Origin of the sequence: Streptomyces sp. NP-1717 (genome assembly GCF_022695985.1) — a bacterium.
Taxonomy (GTDB): domain Bacteria; phylum Actinomycetota; class Actinomycetes; order Streptomycetales; family Streptomycetaceae; genus Streptomyces.
This window is the reverse complement of sequence record NZ_JAAPBF010000006.1, coordinates 53,354-75,176: the sequence shown is the minus strand read 5'-3', so window position 1 is coordinate 75,176 and position 21,823 is coordinate 53,354. Positions and strand designations below refer to the sequence as shown.

General features: G+C 72.1%; 17 protein-coding genes and 1 riboswitch. Of the genes, 7 read left to right on the top strand and 10 right to left on the bottom strand.

What is annotated here, in order from left to right; genetic code table 11:
• The first annotated feature begins 281 nt into the window (after positions 1-281).
• Complete coding sequence (locus tag GXP76_RS02495; protein ID WP_242569722.1) at positions 282-1,922, top strand: DUF5691 domain-containing protein; 1,641 nt, start codon at positions 282-284, stop codon at positions 1,920-1,922.
• Positions 1,923-1,968: 46 nt separating this feature from the next.
• On the opposite strand, the gene GXP76_RS02490 is transcribed toward GXP76_RS02495, so the two are convergent.
• Positions 1,969-2,382, bottom strand: a complete 414-nt coding sequence (locus GXP76_RS02490; RefSeq protein WP_242569721.1) for a cobalamin B12-binding domain-containing protein — start codon at positions 2,380-2,382, stop codon at positions 1,969-1,971.
• 227 nt (positions 2,383-2,609) lie between these two features.
• On the opposite strand from GXP76_RS02490, the gene GXP76_RS02485 reads away from it, so the two are divergent.
• Positions 2,610-3,521 carry a triacylglycerol lipase gene (locus GXP76_RS02485; RefSeq protein ID WP_242569720.1) on the top strand — a complete coding sequence of 304 codons (912 nt, stop codon included), beginning with the start codon at positions 2,610-2,612 and terminating at the stop codon, positions 3,519-3,521.
• 296 nt (positions 3,522-3,817) lie between these two features.
• Positions 3,818-5,395, top strand: coding sequence for a peptidoglycan DD-metalloendopeptidase family protein (locus GXP76_RS02480; protein ID WP_242569719.1), 1,578 nt, complete (start codon positions 3,818-3,820; stop codon positions 5,393-5,395).
• 99 nt (positions 5,396-5,494) lie between these two features.
• On the opposite strand, the gene GXP76_RS02475 is transcribed toward GXP76_RS02480, so the two are convergent.
• A complete protein-coding gene (locus GXP76_RS02475; protein WP_242569718.1) occupies positions 5,495-8,014 on the bottom strand; it encodes an ATP-dependent DNA helicase in 2,520 nt (839 codons plus the stop codon).
• Between the two features lie 192 nt (positions 8,015-8,206).
• Positions 8,207-8,367: riboswitch (cyclic di-AMP (ydaO/yuaA leader) on the top strand.
• Here GXP76_RS02475 and GXP76_RS02470 point away from each other — a divergent pair.
• Entirely contained in the window at positions 8,366-9,535 is a 1,170-nt protein-coding gene (locus GXP76_RS02470; protein WP_242569717.1) for a C40 family peptidase, read from the top strand. (Overlaps the previous riboswitch by 2 nt.)
• A gap of 22 nt (positions 9,536-9,557) precedes the next feature.
• Here GXP76_RS02470 and GXP76_RS02465 read toward each other — a convergent pair whose 3' ends face one another.
• Complete coding sequence (locus GXP76_RS02465; RefSeq protein WP_242569716.1) at positions 9,558-10,961, bottom strand: WD40 repeat domain-containing protein; 1,404 nt, start codon at positions 10,959-10,961, stop codon at positions 9,558-9,560.
• Positions 10,962-11,237: 276 nt separating this feature from the next.
• Here GXP76_RS02465 and GXP76_RS02460 point away from each other — a divergent pair, with 276 nt between their 5' ends.
• A complete protein-coding gene (locus GXP76_RS02460) occupies positions 11,238-12,284 on the top strand; it encodes a C40 family peptidase (RefSeq protein ID WP_242569715.1) in 1,047 nt (348 codons plus the stop codon).
• A 170-nt stretch (positions 12,285-12,454) separates the two neighbouring features.
• Positions 12,455-12,844, top strand: a complete 390-nt coding sequence (locus GXP76_RS02455) for a hypothetical protein (RefSeq protein WP_242569714.1) — start codon at positions 12,455-12,457, stop codon at positions 12,842-12,844.
• A 21-nt stretch (positions 12,845-12,865) separates the two neighbouring features.
• On the opposite strand, the gene GXP76_RS02450 is transcribed toward GXP76_RS02455, so the two are convergent.
• Together GXP76_RS02450 and GXP76_RS02445 are read right to left on the bottom strand one after the other, a co-directional pair.
• On the bottom strand, positions 12,866-13,582 hold the full coding sequence (locus tag GXP76_RS02450; RefSeq protein ID WP_242569713.1) for a response regulator transcription factor: 717 nt from the start codon (positions 13,580-13,582) through the stop codon (positions 12,866-12,868).
• Complete coding sequence (locus tag GXP76_RS02445; protein WP_242569712.1) at positions 13,579-14,946, bottom strand: ATP-binding protein; 1,368 nt, start codon at positions 14,944-14,946, stop codon at positions 13,579-13,581. Before GXP76_RS02445 ends, GXP76_RS02450 begins: the two co-directional genes overlap by 4 nt.
• 166 nt (positions 14,947-15,112) lie before the next feature.
• Here GXP76_RS02445 and GXP76_RS02440 point away from each other — a divergent pair, with 166 nt between their 5' ends.
• Positions 15,113-16,420 carry a PspC domain-containing protein gene (locus tag GXP76_RS02440; RefSeq protein WP_242569711.1) on the top strand — a complete coding sequence of 436 codons (1,308 nt, stop codon included), beginning with the start codon at positions 15,113-15,115 and terminating at the stop codon, positions 16,418-16,420.
• 156 nt (positions 16,421-16,576) lie between these two features.
• Here GXP76_RS02440 and GXP76_RS02435 read toward each other — a convergent pair whose 3' ends face one another.
• From GXP76_RS02435 to guaA, 5 genes are all read right to left on the bottom strand, one after another.
• A complete protein-coding gene (locus GXP76_RS02435; RefSeq protein WP_242569710.1) occupies positions 16,577-17,095 on the bottom strand; it encodes a DoxX family protein in 519 nt (172 codons plus the stop codon).
• A gap of 121 nt (positions 17,096-17,216) precedes the next feature.
• Positions 17,217-18,482 (bottom strand): hypothetical protein, encoded by a 1,266-nt coding sequence (locus GXP76_RS02430; protein ID WP_242569709.1) that lies wholly within the window; start codon positions 18,480-18,482, stop codon positions 17,217-17,219.
• A gap of 92 nt (positions 18,483-18,574) precedes the next feature.
• Complete coding sequence (locus GXP76_RS02425) at positions 18,575-19,333, bottom strand: cyclopropane-fatty-acyl-phospholipid synthase family protein (protein WP_242569708.1); 759 nt, start codon at positions 19,331-19,333, stop codon at positions 18,575-18,577.
• Positions 19,334-19,376: 43 nt separating this feature from the next.
• Positions 19,377-20,015 (bottom strand): Uma2 family endonuclease, encoded by a 639-nt coding sequence (locus tag GXP76_RS02420; protein ID WP_242569707.1) that lies wholly within the window; start codon positions 20,013-20,015, stop codon positions 19,377-19,379.
• A gap of 114 nt (positions 20,016-20,129) precedes the next feature.
• A complete protein-coding gene (gene guaA, locus GXP76_RS02415; RefSeq protein ID WP_242569706.1) occupies positions 20,130-21,710 on the bottom strand; it encodes a glutamine-hydrolyzing GMP synthase in 1,581 nt (526 codons plus the stop codon).
• Positions 21,711-21,823: the final 113 nt, after the last annotated feature.

The following is a 21,823-nucleotide window of genomic DNA, read 5'->3' as shown; positions in this document are numbered from 1 at the left end:
TTGAGAACGAGCGGCCCACGAGGGGCGTGTTTCAGAAGTGGCGCCGTCCGCGCCCGAAGGGCGGGACCCGCGGCGTCAGGTGCGTGCGATCGCGAGGCGGAGGATCGGCGTCATGGATGGACCCGCCGTCCTCGGACGGCGAGCGTGCCGGGCGCCGCAGGGCAGGCGGAACTTCTCAACCACGCCCCGGCCCCGCGACCCGGCCAACCCTCCCCAGCCGACGCCACCTGGTCCGGCAAGACCCAACGCCGTCCCCTTATCCATACGTACGGAGGCACCCGATGACCGGCACCACCCCCTGGGAAGAACTCGTCACGTCGGCCCTGCTCGGCACCGACCGGCGCACGCCGCCCGCGGACATCGGGGCCTCCGGCCAGGACGCGCCCGTCGCGCTGCTCGACGCCGCCGCACTCCACACGCTGCGGCGGCGGGCGGGGCTGCTGCCCGCACGTGCCGCCGCCCGGCCGGAGCCCGCGCCGCACGACGACCGCCGCGAACTTCCGGCGCCCGCGCGCCGGCGCCTCACCCAGCTGCTGGCCGACCGTACGGCTCCCGCCGGTTCGGGCGGCAGACGCGGTACGGCCCCCGACCTGACCGAACTGCTCCCCCAGTGGCTCACCGCGGCCAACGACCACGGTTACCGCGCCCCCGCCGCCGCACTGCCCGCGCTGCTCGACGCCGCGCACGTGCGCAACGACCTGCGGCCGCGCGTCCTCGCGTTCGCCGGACCGCGCGGGCTCTGGCTCGCGCGCCTCAACCCGGACTGGAAGTTCGCGCTGCGCGGCGGGTCCGGCGGCGCCGTCCTGCCGGACGCCCAGGACACGGAAGCCGTACGGCAGTTGTGGGAGCAGGGGCTGTTCGCCGAGCGCGTCGCCCTGCTGGCGGCCGTCCGGGCCCGGGACGCGAACGCGGCGCGGGCGCTGCTCGCCACGACATGGCCGACCGAGCGCGCCGAGGACCGGCTGATGTTCCTCGACTCGCTGCGCGCCGGACTCTCCGACCTCGACGAGCCCTTCCTGGAGGAGTCGCTCTCCGACCGCAGCCGCAATGTCCGCGCGACCGCCGCCGAGTTGCTGTCCGCGCTGCCGAACTCCGCGCTGGCCGCGCGGATGGCGGCACGGGCGGCCACGTGCGTGAGCCTGGACCGCGCCGGCGGCCCCACGGCCGCGACCGTCGTCGTCGAGGCGCCGCACGAGTGCGACGCGGAGATGCAGCGCGACGGGGTGAGCCCGACACCGCCCAGCGGCCGGGGCGAACGCTCCTGGTGGCTGGGCCAGTTGGTGGAGGCGACGCCGCTCTCGGTCTGGCCGGACCGGCTGGGGGGCCGTACGCCCGAGGAGATCGTGACGCTGCCGGTCCTCGACGGCTGGAGGGACGAACTGCATGCGGCGTGGTGCCGCGCCGCCGTCCGCCAGCGGGACGCCCACTGGGCCCACGCCCTGCTCGGCCCGCCGGCCGCGTCCCCGGCCACCGGCCCGGGGGCGTCGTCCCTCGCGGAACGGGCGAAGCTGCTCGCCACCCTGCCCGCGGCGGAACGGGCCGATTGGGTGGCCGGGTTCATCGCGGCGCACGGCCTCTCGGAGGCGTTCCAGCTCCTCGGGGTCTGCGCGGTGCCGTGGTCCGGACCGCTGGGCCGCGCGGTGGTCGACGCGCTCGACATCGCGCGGGACGGGGGGAGTTACCCGTGGAGCTTCAGCGGTGTGATGGGCCTGGCCGAACGCTGCCTGAACCCGGCGGAGGCGTCCCGTCTGGAGATCCTCACCGCCACCCCGGACGAGTCGGAGGGCTCGTCACCGGGAGCGGGCGGCTACTGGTCGGAGGCGTTCCAGCGCCTGGTCTCCACGCTGCGGCTGCGCGCCGCGATGCTGTCGGAACTGGCGGGTGAGGACCCGGCGGGAGCGAGCGGCCCGGCGGGCGACTGAGGCCCGCGCGCCCGCGAGCCGTGCGGCCCGGCCGCCGCACCGCGCGCTACGCCCCCGCGGGCTGCCGGACGTTCGCGTTCACCCAGTCGACGATCGACGTCGTCGTCGCGCCCGGCGTGAAGATCTCCGCCACGCCCTTCTCCTTCAGGGGCGCGATGTCCGCCTCCGGGATGATGCCGCCGCCGAAGACCTTGATGTCCAGCGCGTCGTGCTGGTCCAGCAGATCGATGACCTTCGCGAACAGCGTGTTGTGCGCGCCGGACAGGATCGACAGGCCGATCGCGTCGGCGTCCTCCTGGAGCGCGGTGTCCACGATCTGCTCGGGCGTCTGGTGCAGCCCGGTGTAGATGACCTCCATACCCGCATCCCGCAACGCTCGCGCGATGACCTTGGCCCCGCGATCGTGGCCGTCGAGACCCGGTTTCGCCACCACCACACGGATCGGACCGGTCACACCCATCACTGCCTCCACATACCGACTTCGTCGTCATTGGCACGGGTCCCCGTACCGGCGAGGGACGGAGAGTGAACGAACGTTATCTCCAGCATCTCTCACGCGGCTGTTTCGCGGTGGCCGGGGAGGGGGAAATCACACATTGGGACATGTTCACTCTGCGCTGTGCCGGCCCCACCCGGCACGGGAGCCGCAAGGGAGCCGCTTCCCGTGTGGCGTAGGGAGGTAGGTCAATGAAGATCCCGCCTTTCTCCGAGCTCTTCTCGCCCTTTCCGTCCGTGGTGCGTCGGCCGGCGGCCTGGGAGCTGCCCGTCACCCTCCTGCGGGCCTCGGCCCTTGAGCTGGCGATCCTCGCCGGGCACCTGGTCCTCTATCCGGGTGGTATCGCCAATGAGCGCCCCGCGTCCGAGCTGCCGCCCGAGGCGGCCACCCTGCCCACGGAGGGCCGCTCACGGCCGCCGGTCCTGCTCCTGCACGGCTTCGTGGACAACCGCTCCGTCTTCGTCCTGCTGCGCCGCTCACTGGCCAGGCACGGCTGGCGGCATCTCGAATCCCTCAATTTCTCGCCTCTGACCAGCGACATCCGGCTGGCGGCCGAGGTACTGGGCCGCCACATCGAGGAGATCTGCGCCCGTACGGGGCACCGCGAGGTCGACATCGTCGGCCACAGCCTCGGCGGCCTGATCGGCAGGTATTACGTACAGCGACTGGACGGCGACGCACGGGTGCGGACCCTGGTCACCATGGGCACCCCGCACGCCGGCACCGCCGCCATCCCGCTCGCGAGCGCGCACCCCGTCGTCCGGCAGATGCGGCCCGGCTCGGACCTGATCGAGGAGCTGCGGGAGCCGGCGCCCGGCTGCCGGACCCGGTTCGTCAGCTTCTGGAGCGATCTCGACCAGGTCATGTCACCGGTCGGCGCCGCCCGCGTCGAGCACCCGGACCTCGTCGCGGAGAACGTGGGAGTGACCGGTATCGGCCACCTCGCACTGCCGGTGCACCCGGCCGTCGCCGCCGGTATCCGGTATGTCCTGGAGCACGACGGCGACGACGACCTCGCGGGCCTCATCGAGTCGGCCGAATGGGCGGGCGGCGGCACTCAGAGCACGGAGGACCAGGCGGGCGGGGCGATATCCGTGGCGTGACGCCCCAAACGCCGACATCGGAATTTGGTTGCGGCCACGCCCGATTCGATGTCGGTTCGACACCTCACCGACACCGTTGAAATCGAACGGACTTCGAACGTACTACCAAAGGTGCGCCCGCAGTTCGCCGAAAGACGGCCGAATGCCCGTTTCCAGAGCGCCCGGAAGCCGCCGAAGATTGTCGCCGTCGCATACCGCCGGGTACAGTCGCGGCCACTGCTTTCCCTTCTGGGTCCCTCTGTTCGTCAAGGCGGCCCCAGGAGCCTGGTCCTGCTGCCGAGGCGAGAGAGAAGTTGGTGAACGACCAGCACCCCCACGCCGGATACGCCGCCCATGACGGCTACTCCACAGGCAGCTTCGACAGTGACCCGCTCTTCGGCGCGCTTCCGGGCACGAGCCCGGCGGGCACGGTCACTTACGAGACGGACCACAGCGGTCAGTACGACTCGGCGCAGTGGAACGCGGGTTACGAGGGTTACGACCCCTACGCGACACAGGCGCCGCAGGCACCCCAGGCTCAGTACGAGGCGTACGACGCCTACGCGGCACAGCCCCAGCAGTCGTACGACACGACGGGGCAGTGGGACGCCAACGCCTGGAACGAGGCGAACCAGGCGGCCAATTACGGATACGACGCGACCGGCCAGGGCGCCCCGGCCGACCAGTGGGCGGAGCCCGTCGCCGACACCGGCGCCTACGACGCCACCGCCTGGAACTCGGGAGCACCGGCGGTCCAGCCGGACGTACCGTTCCAGACCGAGGCCCCGGCGGCGGACCAGTACTACGGCGACACCACGACGTACGAGTCCCACGACGCGGCGTCGTACGAGCCAGCCGCCCACGAGCCGGCCGCCTACGACGCCGTCGCCGAGCACCAGCACGAACCCGCGTACGGCCAGGCGGAGTTCACGCCGGACGAGTACGCGCAGCCCGAGTACGAGAGCGGCCACGAGCACGAGTACGACACGCCCGGTCCGGAACCTGAACAGGTGTCGGAATCGGAGCCGGCGCCCGAGTGGGAGCACTCCGAGCACGCGGAACACCCGCACGCGGACCATCTCGTCGGGGCCGCCGCCACCGTCACCGCCGCGACGATCAGCCCGCGTCCGGTCCGCCGGGCGGCCGGGGGCAGTCGTGGCAGGCGCCGTACGCCTGCGAAGCGTTCGGCCATGCTGACCGTCGCCGTCCCCTCCGCCTGTGTGATGGGCGTCGCCGGTATCGCCGCCGCGTCGGTCGGCGGGCTCGGTGCCGAGGAGACCAAGGCCGACTCGACGACGGTCACCGCCTCGGAGGCGACCGCGGTCAAGCCCGCCGCGGTCAACAACAAGCTCGACACCCAACTCGCCGCTCTCGACGCCGACGCGCGTGACTTCGGGGACCGCGCCAGCCGCACCCAGGAGCGCATCGACCTCAAGGAACGCCAGGCGGCGGAGAAGAAGAAGCGCGAGGCGGAGGCCGCGGCCCGCGAGGCCGCACGCCCCAAGTTCGCCATCCCCGTCGCCAATCACGCCCTCAGCGCGTACTACGGCCAGGCCGGCGTCAACTGGATGTCGATGCACACGGGTATCGACTTCCCCGTCTCGTACGGCACACCGGTGATGGCGGCGACGGACGGCACCGTCCGGACGCAGTGGAACGACGCCTACGGCAACATGGCGATCGTGACCGCCGCCGACGGCACCGAGACCTGGTACTGCCACCTCAGCAGCACGAAGATCCGCTCCGGAACGGTCAAGGCCGGTGACGAGATCGCGTACTCCGGGAACTCGGGCAACTCCACCGGTCCGCACCTGCACTTCGAGGTACGGCCGGGCGGCGGCGCGGCGATCGACCCGCTGGCCTGGTTCCGCAGCCACGGTCTCTCACTGTCGTAAGCGGTCCGCGCCGCTGACGGCTCCCCCTGGCACCGAAGCGGCGGGCCTTCCCGGCCCGCCGCATCCTCATGCCCTCGCTTCTCGCGCCCCGGCCGCCCGCTACAGCTTGTCGACCGGCGCGTACCGCAGCAGCAGCCGCTTCGGCTTCGAGTCGCCGAAGTCGATGGTCGCCTGCGCGTCGGCGCCCGAACCCGTCACCGTGACGACCGTCCCGAGCCCGAACTGGTCGTGCGTGACCCTGTCCCCCACCGCCAGCGAGATGACCGGCTTCTCGGTCGCGCGCCGCGTGGCGAATCCGGCGGGCCCCGATCGTGAGCGGGACGCGGACAGCGAGGACGTGATCCCCGACGTCGGCCCGGCGGGGGCGGCCATCGGGCCGGTGCGCTTCCACGCCAGATGCTCGCCCGGGATCTCCTCCAGGAAGCGCGACGGCGGGTTGTACGAGGGCTGGCCCCACGCGCTGCGCATCGAGGACCGGGTCAGATAGAGCCGTTCGCGGGCGCGCGTGATGCCGACGTACGCCAGCCTGCGCTCCTCCTCCAGCTCCTTCGCCTGGCCGAGCGCGCGCATGTGCGGGAAGACGCCGTCCTCCATGCCGGTCAGGAAGACGACCGGGAATTCCAGCCCCTTCGCGGTGTGCAGCGTCATCAGCGTGATGACACCGGAGCCGTCCTCGTCCTCGTCGGGGATCTGGTCGGAGTCGGCGACCAGCGCGACCCGCTCCAGGAACTCGGCGAGCGTCCCGGACGGGGCCGCGGCGGGCGCCTCGTCGGCGCCGGCACCGCCCGCCTCCGCTGCGGTGTCCGCAGCCGCCGTCCCCGGCGTCTGAGCCCCGGCCGCCTGCGCCCGCTCCTGCTCGAACTCCAGGGCCACAGCGGCCAGTTCCTGCAAGTTCTCGATCCGCGTCTCGTCCTGCGGGTCGGTCGAGGCCTGCAACTCCGCCAGATAGCCGGTCCGTTCCAGCACGGCCTCCAGGACCGTCGCCGGACCGGCGCCGGACTCGACGACCGTGCGCAACTCCTCCATCAGCGTGTTGAAGCGCTTCACGGCGTTCGACGAGCGGGCCGCCATGCCGTACGCCTCGTCGACCCGGCGCAGCGCCTGCGCGAAGGAGATCTTCTCCCGCACCGAGAGCGCGTCGATCATCGCCTCGGCCCGGTCGCCGATGCCGCGCTTGGGCACGTTCAGGATCCGGCGCAGCGGGACGCTGTCCTCCGGATTGGCGAGGACGCGCAGGTAGGCGAGCACATCGCGGACCTCCTTGCGCTCGTAGAAGCGCACACCGCCGACGACCTTGTAGGGCAGGCCGACGCGGATGAAGATCTCCTCGAAGACACGCGACTGCGCGTTCGTCCGGTAGAAGACGGCGACGTCGCCCGCCCTGGCCTCCGACGCGTCCGTCATCCGGTCGATCTCGTCGGCGACGAACTGCGCCTCGTCGTGCTCGGTGTCCGCCACGTACCCGGTGATCAGGGCGCCCGCTCCGGCGTTCGTCCAGAGATTCTTGGGCCGCCGGCTCTCGTTGCGCTCGATGACCGCGTTGGCCGCGCTGAGGATCGTCTGGGTGGAGCGGTAGTTCTGCTCCAGCAGGATCGTCGTCGCGTCCGGGTAGTCCTCCTCGAACTGGAGGATGTTGCGGATCGTGGCGCCCCGGAAGGCGTAGATGGACTGGTCCGCGTCACCGACGACGCACAGCTCGGCCGGGTCGTCCCCCTCGCCCGAGGGGCCGACCAGCTCACGCACCAGGGTGTACTGCGCGTGGTTGGTGTCCTGGTACTCGTCCACCAGGACGTGGCGGAACCGGCGGCGGTAGTGCTCGGCGACGTCCCCGAACGCTTGGAGCAGATGGACCGTCGTCATGATGATGTCGTCGAAGTCCAGCGCGTTGGCCTCGCGCAGCCGCGCCTGGTACATCCGGTACGCCTCGGCCAGCGTCTTCTCGAAGGGGTCCGTCGCCTGGCCGGCGAAGGTCTCCTCGTCGATCAGCTCGTTCTTCAGGTTCGAGATCTTGGCGCTGAACGCCTTCGGGGGGTGGCGCTTGGGGTCGAGGTCCAGATCGCGGCAGACCAGGGCCATGAGGCGCTTGGAGTCGGCCGCGTCGTAGATCGAGAACGACGACGTGAACCCGAGCCGCTTGGACTCGCGGCGCAGGATCCGCACGCAGGCGCTGTGGAACGTCATCACCCACATGGCGTTGGCGCGCGGTCCGACGAGCTGTCCGACGCGCTCCTTCATCTCGCCCGCGGCCTTGTTGGTGAACGTGATCGCCAGTACCTCGCCCGGATGCACGCTGCGGGTCCCGAGCAGATGCGCGATCCGGTGCGTCAGCACCCGGGTCTTGCCGGAGCCCGCGCCCGCCACGATGAGCAGCGGCGATCCGGTGTGCACGACGGCGGCGCGCTGCTCGTCGTTCAGCCCTTCGAGCAGCGCCGCCGGGTCCACGACCGTGCGCGGGGCACCGTCTCGGTGGTACGCATCCCTGGGCGGGGGCACGTCGAACTTCCCTCCGAAGAGATCGTCGGGCACCTGTTCCGGAGCGGTGTCCTCGGGCGGCGGCGGGGGCTCCTCGGCCGAGGGCTGGAGGTCCGCCAGGAAGCTGTCGTCAAAGAGGCTGCTCATCGCTTCCCGAGTCTAGGGTGCCGCACTGACAGCCCGCCGCCACATGGCCTCGCCGGGGCGACAACGAGCGTGTGCGTCAAAGGTCACGAAAACGTATCGGGCATATCGGCCATCAACCTTCACAGCGGCACCACGGATTGGCTACCGTGCACGCCGAGGCCGCCCGTACTCCATCGGCGATCAGCGCCAAGCGGGCTGCCTGCGCCGAATCCGGGCTTCCCGAAGGGAGTCCGGAACCGGGGACCCACCACGTTCCACCGGGGTGAATCGGGCCGCGTTCCCGGCCCGTAGGGCAGCCTTCCGTTCCGCCCGAACCCGACAGCTAACCCGGTAGGCGGTCCACGGAAGGAGATGCCGGCCTTGGCGTCGCATCGCAAATCGCGCACTCGCACCGGGGTGCGCGCGAACACACCGGCCGTCGGCTTCACGACGGCCGCGCTCGCCTCGGTCACGCTGCTGTCGACGCAGAGCGCCACCGCCGCGCCGGCCGAGCCCAAGCCCTCCGTAGAAGAGGTGCAGAAGAAGGTCGACGACCTGTACCGGCAGGCCGGTACGGCGACGCAGGAGTACAACAAGGCGAAGGAGGCGACCGACACGCAGCGCAGGTCGGTCGACCGGGTCCTGGACGACGTCGCCAAGAGCGCCGACAAGGTCAACGAGGCGCGACGCGCCCTCGGTACGTACGCGGCGGCGCAGTACCGCGCGGGCGCGGTCGGTCCCACGGCCGCCCTGATGTTCGCCGACAGCCCGGAGTCGTACTTCGAGCAGACCCAGCTGATGGGCCGGCTGACCGACCGCCAGCAGGAGGCCGTCGAGGACTTCCAGAAGGAGCAGCGGTCCGCGGCGAAGCAGCGCGTCAAGGCGACGAAGAGCCTGGAGACGCTGACGGAGTCGCAGGCGTCGCTCAAGGCGGGCAAGCAGAAGGTCCAGAACAAGCTCGCGGCGGCGCGGTCCCTGCTGGCGGACCTGACGGCCGAGGAGAAGGCGCGGCTCGCCGCGCTGGAGCGGAAGAAGGAGGAGGAGGCGCGCCGCAAGGCCGAGGCGAAGGCCAAGGAGGAGGCCGCGGAGCGCAAGCGGCAGGAGGAGGCGCGGCAGGAGGAGGCGCCCGCCACCGGAGGCGGCACGGACACGGGCTCGGGCGGCGGTTCGGGGGTCACGGACGGTACGTACGCGGCCAAGGCCGAGAAGGTCCTCGCGTTCGCCCGCGCCCAGATCGGCAAGCCGTACGTGTGGGGCGCCACCGGCCCCAGCTCGTACGACTGCTCGGGGCTGACGGGCGCCGCCTGGAAGGAGGCGGGTGTCCAGCTGCCGCGTACGACCTGGGACCAGGTGAAGGTCGGCAAGCGGGTCGCCACGGCGGACCTGCTCCCCGGCGACCTGGTGTTCTTCTACGACGACATCAGCCACGTCGGCATCTACAAGGGCGACGGCAAGATGATCCACGCGCCGAAGCCGGGTGCGAACGTCCGCGAGGAGTCCATCTACTACATGCCGATCTACGGCAGCGTGCGCCCGGCCTGAGCCGGACGCCCAGAACGGCGGCTCAGGGCGCGCGGTGCGGTGCGGCCGGGCCGTCGGGGCCGTCGAGGAACCAGACGTCGATCGGGTCCATCTCGTCCTGTTCGGCGCATCCGACGGTGACGAGCGCGCGGCCGTCCGGGGTGAACGCGGCGACGCTCGGCCCGGACGACAGCCGCAGCACGCGGCCGTCGTCGCCGAACAGGACGTCGCCGACGTCCGACGACATGAAGGCGAGCGGTCCGCCGTCGGTCCACACCGCCCGCGCGGTGATCACCGACATCGGGTCGGTGGCGACCATGCCGTCGGGCGCCCGGTCCGGCCGTATCAGCTCACCCGCGGTGAGGGTCGAGGGCGCTGACAGCGTCAGTACGCACACCGCGGGGTCGTCCTTGCCGTCCGCCCCGACGGCGAGGAATCGGGTGCCGTCCGGAGCCGCGGCCAGCGCGTGGATCGTGACCAGCCCGGTGTCCGCCTCGGCGAGCACCGCGCCGCCGTCCGCCTCGCGCACGACCAGCCCGCTGCCCCGGGCGTGCGCCAGCAGCCTCCCGGCCGCGTCCAGGGCGACGGGGCCCTCACCCTCCCAGCGCGCCCCGTCCGGACCGGGCGAACCCGCCAGGACCTGTCCGGTCCGCGCGTCCAGGACGGCCACGGGGCCGCCGCGCAGCCGCCCCACGGCCACCCTCCGGCCCTCCGCGTCGAAGGAGAACCGCACGGGGACGTCGATGCCCACGAGGTCGTCGTCGGGCTCCTCCTCGTCCCCGTCGTCGGACGCGGCCCCGGCCGGCCCGTCCGGCCAGATGGACTCCGGGTCGAGCGTCCAGAGCGCCTGCCCGGCCGACGACCAGGCGTGCCAGCGGCACTCCACCGAGGCGGCGACGGTCGCGCCGTCCGGGGAGATCTGGATGTCCAGCGGATTGTCGTGGTAGTCGGCGCCGTCGAGGAACGTGGTCAGGGGACCGCTCGCCATCGTGCTCCAGCCGACGACGTCACCGCCGTTGTGATGCCACTCGGCCACCGCGCCGAGCACCAGCCGGCGCAGGTCGGAGGGGGCCGCCACCGCCATCGCGCCGTAAGGGAAGGCCACGACGTCGGTCAGCGCGTACCCGGAGGGCGTGAGCACCCGGTCGTTCGCCTCCTCGTACTCGTCCCGGTCCGCCCGCGGCTCGGCCGGCACCCGCGCCGACTCCACGTCGACCAGCCGGCCGAGCCTGCGCGTCCCCGCGAGCGCGTGGTAGGGCCGTACGTCACCCGCCAGCCACTCGGCCCACCACCGGTCCGGCATCGGCCGCCGCTCCGGCGGCCAGCTCCGCAGACCGGTGGCCGCGGTGGCCGCCGCCGACTCGTCCAGGGCTTCGAGCAGCGGGCACAGCCGATCCCAAAGTGACCTGGAGGACGGTCCCTTCAGCATTTCCCCGAGAGTGGTCATGGGAAGAACCTACGCGCGTCCACTGACAGTCCGGGCCCGGCCCCGGGCCTCTGTACCACCGCTCCCGCGCCGCATGTGCCGGTGTCATCGGATCGGTCGGATTCTGTCCGGGACTGTCGAATCCGGTGGGGTCCCGGCGGCCACAATCCGTCACCGGGCCACCGGCTCCGGGCAATTGCGGCCATGGCGCCGCACCGGCGTGACCACCGCGCCTAGCGTCCTCCCGTCAGGAACCCGTACGGGAACAGAGCCGTGAAGAAGGATGTGGACGCCCCCGTGGCAGCGCACCGCCGACCCCGCTCCAAGCACCGGCCGTTCAGCGGCCAGTACGGCCGTACGGCGGCCACTCTCGCCCTCGCGGGCGCCGCGACGGCCACCGGGCTCGACGGCTCCGCACACGCCGAGCCGCGCCTCACTCCGGCGCAGGTGAAGGCGAAGGTCGACAAGCTCTACCACGAGGCCGAGGTCGCCACCGAGAAGTACAACGGGGCGAAGGAGAAGGCCGACGACGCGCGCGCCTCGCTGGACAAGCTGCGCGACGAGGCCGCCCGGCGGACGGAACGGCTCAACGCCTCGCGCAACGCGCTCGGTTCGATCGCCGCCGCCCAGTACCGCGCGGGCGGCCTCGACCCCGCCGTGCAGCTCGCCCTCAGCTCCGACCCCGACAGCTATCTGCGCGGGGCCGCGCTCGCCGAACGGGCCGGCTTCCAGCAGGCGCGGGCCGTCAGCAGGATGCGTACGCAGCTCGGGGACATCGACCGCCTCCGTACGAAGGCCGACGGCGAACTCGCCGGCCTGAAGAGCCGTCAGGCCGAGCTGGCCACGCACAAGTCGACCGTCCGCGGGAAGCTCGACGACGCCCGGCGGCTCCTCGGCCGGCTCTCCGCCGCCGAGCGCGCGCGGTACGACGGGGCCGCCGATACGGCCGGCCCGCGCGCCGACCGCTCGCGGAGCCAGGGTGCGACGGCGCCCGGCGCCCGCGCCGCCGCCGCGATCTCCTACGCGCGCGGGGCGATCGGCAAGCCCTACGTGTGGGGCGCGACCGGGCCCGACGGGTTCGACTGCTCCGGGCTCACCCAGGCCGCCTGGCGCGCGGCCGGGGTCTCCCTCCCGCGCACCACGTACACGCAGATCAACGCGGGCCAACGCGTCTCCCGCTCCCAGCTCGCCCCGGGAGACCTGGTGTTCTTCTACTCCGGGATCTCGCACGTCGGGCTCTACGTCGGCGGCGGGCAGATGATCCACGCCCCTCGGCCGGGCGCCGGGGTGCGGCTGGCCCCGATCGACCAGATGCCCTTCGCGGGCGCCACCCGCCCCGCCTAGGCCCTGTTTGGAAAGTCCCGCCCGGCTCGCGGCGCCGGCACGCACGCTCGCCGCGAGCCCCGCCCTGCGGGCGGACGGCGCTACTTTCGAAACACGGCCTAAGGCGCCGGAGGCGCCCACCCGGCCCAAGCCGGGATGCCGTCCCGCCCCCGCCGCACGACGATGACGCCATGAGACACGGACGGGCCCGCGCGGCGGCGCTCACCCTCGGCGCGGTGCTCGTCCTGGCACCAGTGGGTTCCACCCCGGACGGCTGCGGCGACCTCTCCGGCGGCCGGCTCTGCGTCGAGGGCCCGGTGGGCGGCGAGGGGGAGTTCACGACGCGCTACGTACGACACGGCACGGGTGCCGACAACGGCCACGCGCCCACCGTCCGGCTGGGCTACCAGCGCAAGGACGCGCGGATCACCGCGTTCCCCGGCTGGTACGGCACCCTCGTTACGAAGGACGGCTCAGCCGCGCTGAGCGGCAGGCTCGACACGGAGCCCGGTGAATGCGTCCGGGGCCTGCTGCACCACGACGGGCGGGAGTACGTCACCGAGTGGCTCTGCCCGCACTGACCGGCCCGCCCGCCCGCCGGCTCACACCAGCCTGCGCGCCGTCGCCCACCGGGTCAGTTCGTGCCGGTTGGAGAGCTGGAGCTTGCGCAGCACCGCCGAGACGTGCGACTCGACCGTCTTCACCGAGATGAAGAGCTGCTTCGCGATCTCCTTGTACGCGTAACCGCGCGCGATCAGCCGCAGCACCTCGCGCTCGCGCTGCGTGAGGCGGTCCATGTCCTCGTCCACCGGCGGCGCGTCCGTCGACGCGAACGCGTCGAGCACGAAGCCCGCCAGCCTCGGTGAGAAGACGGCGTCGCCGTCCTGGACGCGGAAGACCGAGTCCACCAGGTCGGTGCCGGTGATCGTCTTGGTGACATAGCCGCGCGCACCGCCGCGGATCACGCCGATCACGTCCTCCGCCGCGTCGGACACCGACAGCGCCAGGAAACGTACCGGGTCCTCGGCCGCCGCCATCAGCGGCGCGCAGCGGCGCAGGACCTCCACGCCGCCGCCGCCGGGGAGATGGACGTCGAGCAGGACGACCTCGGGGCGGGTCGCCGTGATGACCGTGACCGCCTGGTCGACGTCGGCGGCCTCGCCGACGACCTCCACACCCGTGGTCGAGGTCTGCCCGATCTCGGCCTGGACACCGGTGCGGAACATCCGGTGGTCGTCGACCAGCACGACGCGCACGCGCCGGGCTTCCGCCTCTCCCCCGTCGCCGCTCGTGCCGGTCGTCCCGCTGGTGCCGGTCATGCGTCCGCCGCCCTCTCCATCTCAAGCTCCACTTCCGTGCCCCCGTCGGGCGCCGAACGCACCCTCGCCGTACCGCCGTTGCGTTCCATCCGGCCGAAGATCGACTCCCGTACGCCCATCCGGTCCTCGGGCACCGCGTCCAGATCGAACCCGGGCCCGCGGTCCCGTACGGAGACGAAGACCGTCCGGCCCTCGACCTCCGCGTAGACCTGTACGGCGCCGCCCTCGCCACCGTACTTGGCGGCGTTGACCATTGCCTCGCGCGCTGCCTGCATCTGTGCGGCCAGTTTCTCGTCGAGCGGGCAGTCGCCGACGACCACGACCTCGATCGGTACGCCGTGGTAGTCCTCCACCTCGGCGGCGGTCGCCTTCACGGCCTCGGCGAGGGTGTCGGGTTCGTTCTCCTCGTCCTTGCCCGTGCCCCCGGGCTTGTAGAGCCAGGCGCGCAGCTCGCGCTCCTGCGCGCGGGCGAGCCGCCGCACCTCGCCGCCGTCGTCCGCATTGCGCTGTATCAGCGTGAGCGTGTGCAGGACGGAGTCGTGGACGTGCGCGGCGACCTCGGCGCGTTCCTGGGCGCGGATGCGCATCAGGCGCTCGTCGGAGAGGTCCTGGGTCATCCGTACGAGCCAGGGGCCGGCGAGCAGCGCGACGCCGGCCACGACGGCGATGGCCGCCGTGAGGACGTTGCCGAGCTGGGCCGCCGAGCCGCGTACGACCATGAAGACGGTCAGGCCCATGCCGACGAGGGCGACGCCCGCGAGTCCGCGGGCGATCTGGAAGACCCTGCGGCGCCTGCTGTCGGTCGAGAGCGAGGCCCACTGGGCACGGCGCGCGTTGTCGGCCTGGCGCCAGACCAGGACGACGCCGGCGCCGATGAGCAGCGTCGGCCAGATGTAGTTGCCCGCGCCGCCGCGCCCGAGGTCGGCGCTGCCGACGAAGACGGTCCCGACGACGAACAGCGCGATGATCGCGAAGGTCTGTCCCCGGTCGGGTTTACGGAGCCGGCGCCGCCCGTCGTCCGTCGTCTCGAAGAGCGGGCGCGTCTCGGTCGGGGTGCCGCCGACGCCGAGCGGCACGACGATCCAGAAGATGGCGTACAGCAGCGCGCCGAGCCCCTGCGCCAGGAACAGGGCGAGGAAGACGAGCCGTACCCAGCCGACCGGGAGCCCCATGTGGCCCGCGAGGCCGCGTGCGACGCCGCCCAGCAGTCTGCCGTCCGCGCTGCGGTAGAGCTTGCGCAGGGGCTGCTCGTCGGCCCCCGGTGCCGTCCCCGACGCCCGGCTCCGGCTCCGGGGCGCGCTCGGCGCTCCCGCGCCCGAGGACGAGGAGGACGGCGGGGGCGGGGTTGGCGTGGCGACCGGCATGCCACTGATGGTCACACGGAGGTGCGGGCCGTGGCATCAGGGCTGCGCCCTGAGAGCGGCCCCGAGAACGACCCTGACACCCCCCGGCCGCCCCCGGCGGAATATCAGGGACGGGCCAGGGTCGGCACGGGTGGAGACGGGGCGGGCGTGCGGTCACCATGGACCCATGACTCAGTCCGCCCCGCACACCTCGACGCAGCCGCCGCCGTCGCGGCCTCCTCAGCTGGTGCGCGCGCCGCGGCAGAAGGTCGTCGCGGGCGTCTGCGGCGGTCTGGGCCGGTACTGCGACCTGGACCCGGTCATCTTCCGCATCGTCGTCGTCGTGCTCACGCTGACCGGTGGCATCGGGCTGATCTTCTACGGCTTCGCCTGGCTGCTCGTCCCGCTCGACGGCGAGGACGAGAACGAACTGCGCCGGCTGCTTTCGGGCCGCGTCGACGGCGCCTCCCTGATCGCCGTGCTGCTCGCGCTCGTGGGCTGCGGCCTGTTCCTGTCGATGCTCAACAACGGCGAGACGCTGGGTTTCGCGACGCTGCTGTCGATCGCCGTGATCGGCGCGGCGGTCTGGTCGCAGCGCCGGTACACCACCACGCAGGAGGGCGGCCCGCTCGACCCGGGCAGGGCGGCGGCCGCCGCCGAGGCTCCGCCGGAGACGAAGGCGCCGCCGACGCCGGGCAGTCCGTCGTGGTGGCGCGACCCGATCGTCAAGGACGGTACGACGGGGCCGGCGCCGTCCGGGTATCTGTGGGGTCCTGACGACGAGGACGACGAGGCGGGCCGGGGCTCCAAGCGCCGGAGGGCGGGGAAGCGGAAGTCGTCCGGGCACTCGTGCGGGCGGCACGGTCCGCGCGGGATCGGCGGGCGGATCTTCCTGCTGGCGCTGCTCGCGGGCGGCCTCGCGCTGAGGCTGTCGTGGGACTCCCAGCCGCTCGGTACGAGCCTCCAGATCGGCCTGGCCTCGGCGCTGGGCGTGTTCGGACTCGGGCTCGCGGTGAGCGCCTTCCTGGGACGTACGGGCTTCGGCACGATCTTCCTGACCCTCCTCACCGCCGGGCTGCTCGCGGCCTCGGCGGCCATCCCCAAGGACATCGGCACGCAGTGGGTGCGCAAGACCTGGTCCCCGGCGGAGGTCGCGTCGGTGGCACCGGTGTACGAACTGGGCACCGGGGTCGGGAAGCTGGACCTCACCTCTGTCGGCGTCCCGGCGGGCGACACCCTCCGTACGAAGGCGGAGGTCGGCGCCGGGAAGCTGAAGGTCGTCGTGCCGCGGGACGTGACGCTGAAGGTGCACGCGCAGGCGGGGCTCGGCGACATCCGGCTCCCCGGAGAGCCGCCGAACGACATCGACCTCTCACCGGCACAGGAGCGGACGCGTACGGTGGCCCCGCCCAAGGGCGTGGAGCCCGCGGGCACACTGGACCTTCGGCTGGAGGTCGGTGTCGGACAGGTGGAGGTGACCCGTGCCGCTGCATGAGTTCAAACCGGGCAAGCTGGTGGCCGGCCTGGCCGTGATGGGCGCGGCCACCGTGTTCGCCGGTGACGCCGGGGGCTGGTGGGACGCCCCCTGGTACGTGATCGTCCCGATCATCTGCGGCGGCCTGTGTCTGGCCTCCGCGGTGTCGTTGGTGGACTACCGCATTCGGCGCCGCCTGTCGGCCAGGGCCGCGTCCAGGGAGAACACCGAGGCGCCGGCGAGTACGAGCGGCAGCCAGGCCATGAGGTAGGCGAGGTCGTTGCCGTAGTAGTAGGGCTCCGTCTGCCAGCTCACCGTCAGCCACAGGCTCAGCGAGATCAGCGCGCCGCCGAGGGCCGCGACCCGGGCCAGCAGCCCGACGAGGGTGCCGAGGCCGACGGCCACTTCACCGAGGCCGATGGCGTAGCCGAAGCCCTCGGGGTTCTTGAGGGAGAGGTCGACGAGCGCGGGAACGGCCGAGCTGTCCCGCACGCTCCGCATCAGCTCGCCGACGGAGCCGGGCCCGGTCGCCGACATGAAGGCACTGTCGGTGAGCTTGTCGAGTCCGGCGTATATGAAGGTCACACCGAGGAAGATCCGCAGCGGCACCAGGGCGTACCTGGTCGCCGTGTCCTTCCGGCCCTGCCCCTCACCGCCGATCGTCCCGTAGGTGTCTGTCCGGTATCCGTGCGCCATCGCGCGCCTGCCTTTCCGCTGCCCACGTCGCTCGCAGGGCTTGATTGTGCCCGCGTGCCTCGTACATGCATACGGATGGGACGCGGCTCGCGCTCAGCGGATACGTCCGGGCACCGGCGGGTCAGTCCAGGACGTCGATGGCCATCCGGTTCGTCTCGACGCCCGCCGCCGTCACGACCTGCACATCGAGGCGCCCGGGCTCGACGTCCACCGGCACGGGCACGGTGAGCACCGTGTCCGACGGGTTCCGGAAGCCGCCGGGGACGGGGATCAGCGGTACGTGGACATGGACGGGCCCGATCCGTACGACCATCGCGCCGAGCCGGTCCGGCGTGCCCGCCCCGGGCGGCACGAAACCCGTCCCCCGGATCTCGATGTCGTCACCGGTGCGGATCGGCGCGTCCAGGTCCCCGGCCTCCCTCGCCCGTACGACCGACAGCACGACCGGGCGACCGCCCTCCGCCCACTTCGCCGCGAAGTACGTCGCGGCCGAGACCGTCACCAGCAGGGCGAGCGCCCACGGCAGGTCGGGCAGCTGCTCGGGGCGGCGGGCCAGGCGTACCGCCGAGAAGAGCACGGCGACGGCCGTCACCAGCGTGTACTGGACGTCGGCGAAGCTGCCGCGCCCGGCGTCGTCGCAGAGCAGGTCGGCGAGGCGCGGGCGCTCGGCCCGTACCTTCTGCAGGCGCCGGTCCGCGACGCGTACGCCCACCACACGGCGTACGACGACGGCGATCGCGCACACCACGGCCAGCACGGTCAGCATGCCCGCGCCACGGGCGAGTTCGAGCCCGGCGATCAGTTCGTCGCGGGCCCCGTGGTCGGACGCGCCGGCGAGCTGGAGCGCGAGCACCAGCACGGCGAAGACGAGCAGCAGCACCCAGGCGGAGGCGACGGTACGGGAGGTGGAGAGCCGGTTGTCCTCGCCGATGACCGGGGCGAGGAGGCCGCCGCGCGTACGGTGCAGCCTGGCCGCGCCGGTCAGCAGCCCGGCCACGGCGAGCGCGGCGAGGAGCCCCGCCGTCCGCGCGACGGTCCAGCCCGCGCCGATCGCGGTCCCGGCCAGCGCGAGGGCGAACACCGCGACGCCGCCCCACACCACGATCAGCGTGTGCCGCCAGACGGCCAGCAGCCAGGCCTCGCCGGCCTCCCGGCTGCGGTCGGCGACGGCGCGCGCGGACTGGGTGAGTTCGTCGGACACCCACTGCCGGGACGCGCCCGGGGAGTGGGCGAGCGCGGCGGGCAGGCCGTGACCGGCCGCGAACTCCTCCCGTTTGGCGAGGAACGCCGCGACCGCCAGCCGATGCCCCTCGGGAGCCCCGACCGGGCAGTTCCCGCAGGTACAGCCCCCGCCGTGGATGCCTTGTCCCACCACTTGCACCGCCACGCCGAATGCCGCCTTCCCCGCCCCGCACCCGTGGATCCTCTTGGGTGAACTTCCTTGCTGTGACTGGGAATTGTGCCGTATCCGGGAGGGTGTCAGACGCCGAGGACGAGATACGCGAAGCCGAGGTACCCCCGGTAGCCGCCGAGATAGCCCTCCCGGTGCCGGGCGGCGGTGGCGCGGGCGTCCGCGTGCAGCGGATGGTGCGGGTTCTCCAGGGCCCAGCGCTCGCCCCAGCCGGCCCGGCCACTGGACTCGAAGACGTCCCATTCGCGCTGGTCGGCGACGGTCGTACGGAGCGGGGCGAAGCCCGCGTCGGCGGCGGCCCGGACCAGATCGTCCAGCGAGCCGACGAGTTCGTCCTCCTCGGCGCCGAGTCCCTTGAGCGCGGCGGGGGTCGGCTTCTCCGTCCAGAATCCATCGGCGAAGAGCACCCGCCCACCGGGTTCGACGGTCGCGCGCAGGGCGCGCAGGGCCTCCCGGGTCGAGCCGGGCCAGGCGTGGACGGCCCCGATGCAGACGGCGAGGTCGTAACCGGTCCCCGGCCACACGTCGGCGGAGCTCTCATGGAACGTGACCCGGCCGTCCAGCCCCCGCTCCCGCGCGAGCCGCTGTCCGCGCGCCACGGCGGCGGGGTCCTTCTCCACACCGTCCCCGGTGCTGCCGGGAGCCCCTTGGACCAGCCTCAGCAGCAACTCGCCCCAGCCACACCCGAGATCGACCACCCGCCCACCCTCGGGCACGGCACAGGCGTCGATCAGCGAGCGGGCGTGCTCTTCGGAGAGAGGGGCGTTCCAGGTCAGGAGGGGGTTGTTGGGGGCGGCGAGGATGGAGTTCAGCGCGTCGTCGGACATGGTGGCAGAGACTCGCACAGGGGGTCGGCGGGGTGCGAGCGAATTATTCGGCGGAGTTGTCGGAGCCGATTGAACGTGCGGAGCTGCGGCGGCGATCGATCGAGGTCAGATCAATCTCGATGGGGAATGGGACCTTCAGTTCCAGACGCTCGCGATGGACAGTAGGCGTGCTATATGCCTTCGTGGCGGGGTCCAGCTCGTAGCTGTAAATGATCGGAAGACCGCGCTCCTCCTCGACGCGCCAGAAGTGGAGCACGCCCGCCGCCGCGTACTTCGCCGGTTTGACGTCACGGTCCCGCTCGACCGAATCCGGGGAAACGACCTCGATGGCGAGAACAACGTCCTCGGGTTCGTACCAAGTCTGGTCCGGGCCGGTATTCGCTTCTTCCCTGAAGACCAGGATGTCCGGCTCCGGGCGATTCTTGGCGTCGAGTCTGATCGTCATCTCCCGCATGACATCAAGCTCTGGCGGCGCCAGATCCAGCAGCGCGTTCTCCAGCAACCGCATGGTGCGGGCGTGGAATGCAGTCTGCGGACTCATCAGGACAAGGCTCCCGTCGATCAGCTCACTGTGCGGCGGGAGGCCCGGAATCCGGTCGAGATCGTCCGCCGTCCAACCCCCGGCGGGCGGAATCGGCCACTGGTAGCGCGGTTCGAGACCGTGTTCAGGCGCGGCGCTCATGATTACTCCCATGCGACGGAGTCTGACCTCTACCAGCAGCCTACCCAGGGCATATGCCAATGCCGCCACCCAAACAAATGAGCGACGGCATCGGCGTTGACCTGGGAGAGACGGTCACTCCCACTCGATCGTGCCCGGCGGCTTGCTCGTCACGTCCAGGACCACGCGGTTCACGTCCGAGACCTCGTTCGTGATGCGGGTGGAGATCTTCGCCAGTACGTCGTACGGCATCCGCGTCCAGTCCGCCGTCATCGCGTCCTCCGACGACACCGGGCGCAGCACGATCGGGTGGCCGTAGGTGCGGCCGTCGCCCTGGACTCCCACCGAGCGGACGTCCGCGAGCAGGACCACCGGGCACTGCCAGATGTCGCGGTCGAGGCCGGCCGCCGTCAGTTCCTCGCGGGCGATCGCGTCCGCCTCGCGCAGCAGGTCGAGCCGCTCGCGCGTGATGTCGCCGACGATGCGGATGCCGAGGCCCGGCCCCGGGAAGGGCTGGCGCTGGACGATCTCCTCCGGCAGGCCGAGCTCCTGGCCGACCATCCGGACCTCGTCCTTGAACAGCTGGCGCAGCGGCTCGACGAGGGAGAACTCCAGGTCCTCGGGGAGCCCGCCCACGTTGTGGTGGGACTTGATGTTGGCGGTGCCGCTGCCGCCGCCGGACTCGACCACGTCCGGGTAGAGCGTGCCCTGGACCAGGAACTCGACGGGCTCGCCGGGCTCGGCCTCGGCGATGATCTCCGCCTGGGCCTGCTCGAAGACCCGGATGAACTCACGGCCGATGATCTTGCGCTTCTGCTCCGGGTCACTGACCCCGGCCAGCGCGGCCAGGAAGCGCTCCTGCGCGTCGACGACCTTCAGCTGGACGCCGGTCGCGGCGACGAAGTCCTTCTCGACCTGCTCGGTCTCGCCCTTGCGCATCAGACCGTGGTCGACGTAGACGCAGGTGAGCTGCGAGCCGATCGCCTTCTGTACGAGGGCGGCGGCGACGGCCGAGTCCACACCGCCGGAGAGACCGCAGATCGCCCTGCTGCCGCCGACCTGCTCGCGGATCGCGGCGACCTGCTCCTCGATGACGTTGCCGGTGGTCCACGTCGGCTCGATGCCGGCGCCTCGGTAGAGGAAGTGTTCGAGGACCTGCTGGCCGTGCGTGGAGTGCAGGACCTCGGGGTGGTGCTGGACGCCGTAGAGCTTCTTCTCGTCGTTCTCGAACGCGGCGACCGGCACCACGTCGGTCGAGCCGGTGACGGTGAAGCCCTCGGGCGCTGCCGAGCAGGCGTCGCCGTGCGACATCCAGACCTGCTGTTCGGCCGGGGTGCCCTCGAAGAGGGTGGAGCCCGTCTTGGAGACGTGCAGCACGGTGCGGCCGTACTCGCGCGAGCCCGTGTTGTCGACCGTTCCGCCGAGCGTCGTGGCCATGAGCTGGAAGCCGTAGCACATGCCGAAGACCGGGACCCCGGCCTCGAAGAGCGCGCGGTCGACGGTCGGGGCGCCCTGCGCGTACACGGAGGACGGGCCGCCGGAGAGGATGATCGCCTTGGGGTTCTTGGCCAGCATCTCGGCCACCGGCATCGTCGAGGGGACGATCTCGCTGTAGACCCGGGCCTCACGGACGCGGCGGGCGATGAGCTGGGCGTACTGCGCGCCGAAGTCGACGACGAGTACGGCGTCGGGGGCGGCGGGGGGTACTGCTGGCACGGGCGCGGCCTTCCGGCGGTGAAGGGGTTCTGTACACCGATTCTAACGGCGCCCGGAGACAGCTTTTCGTCTCAGCATCCGAACCCCGGGCGGGGCAGCCGGACCCCTCGGGC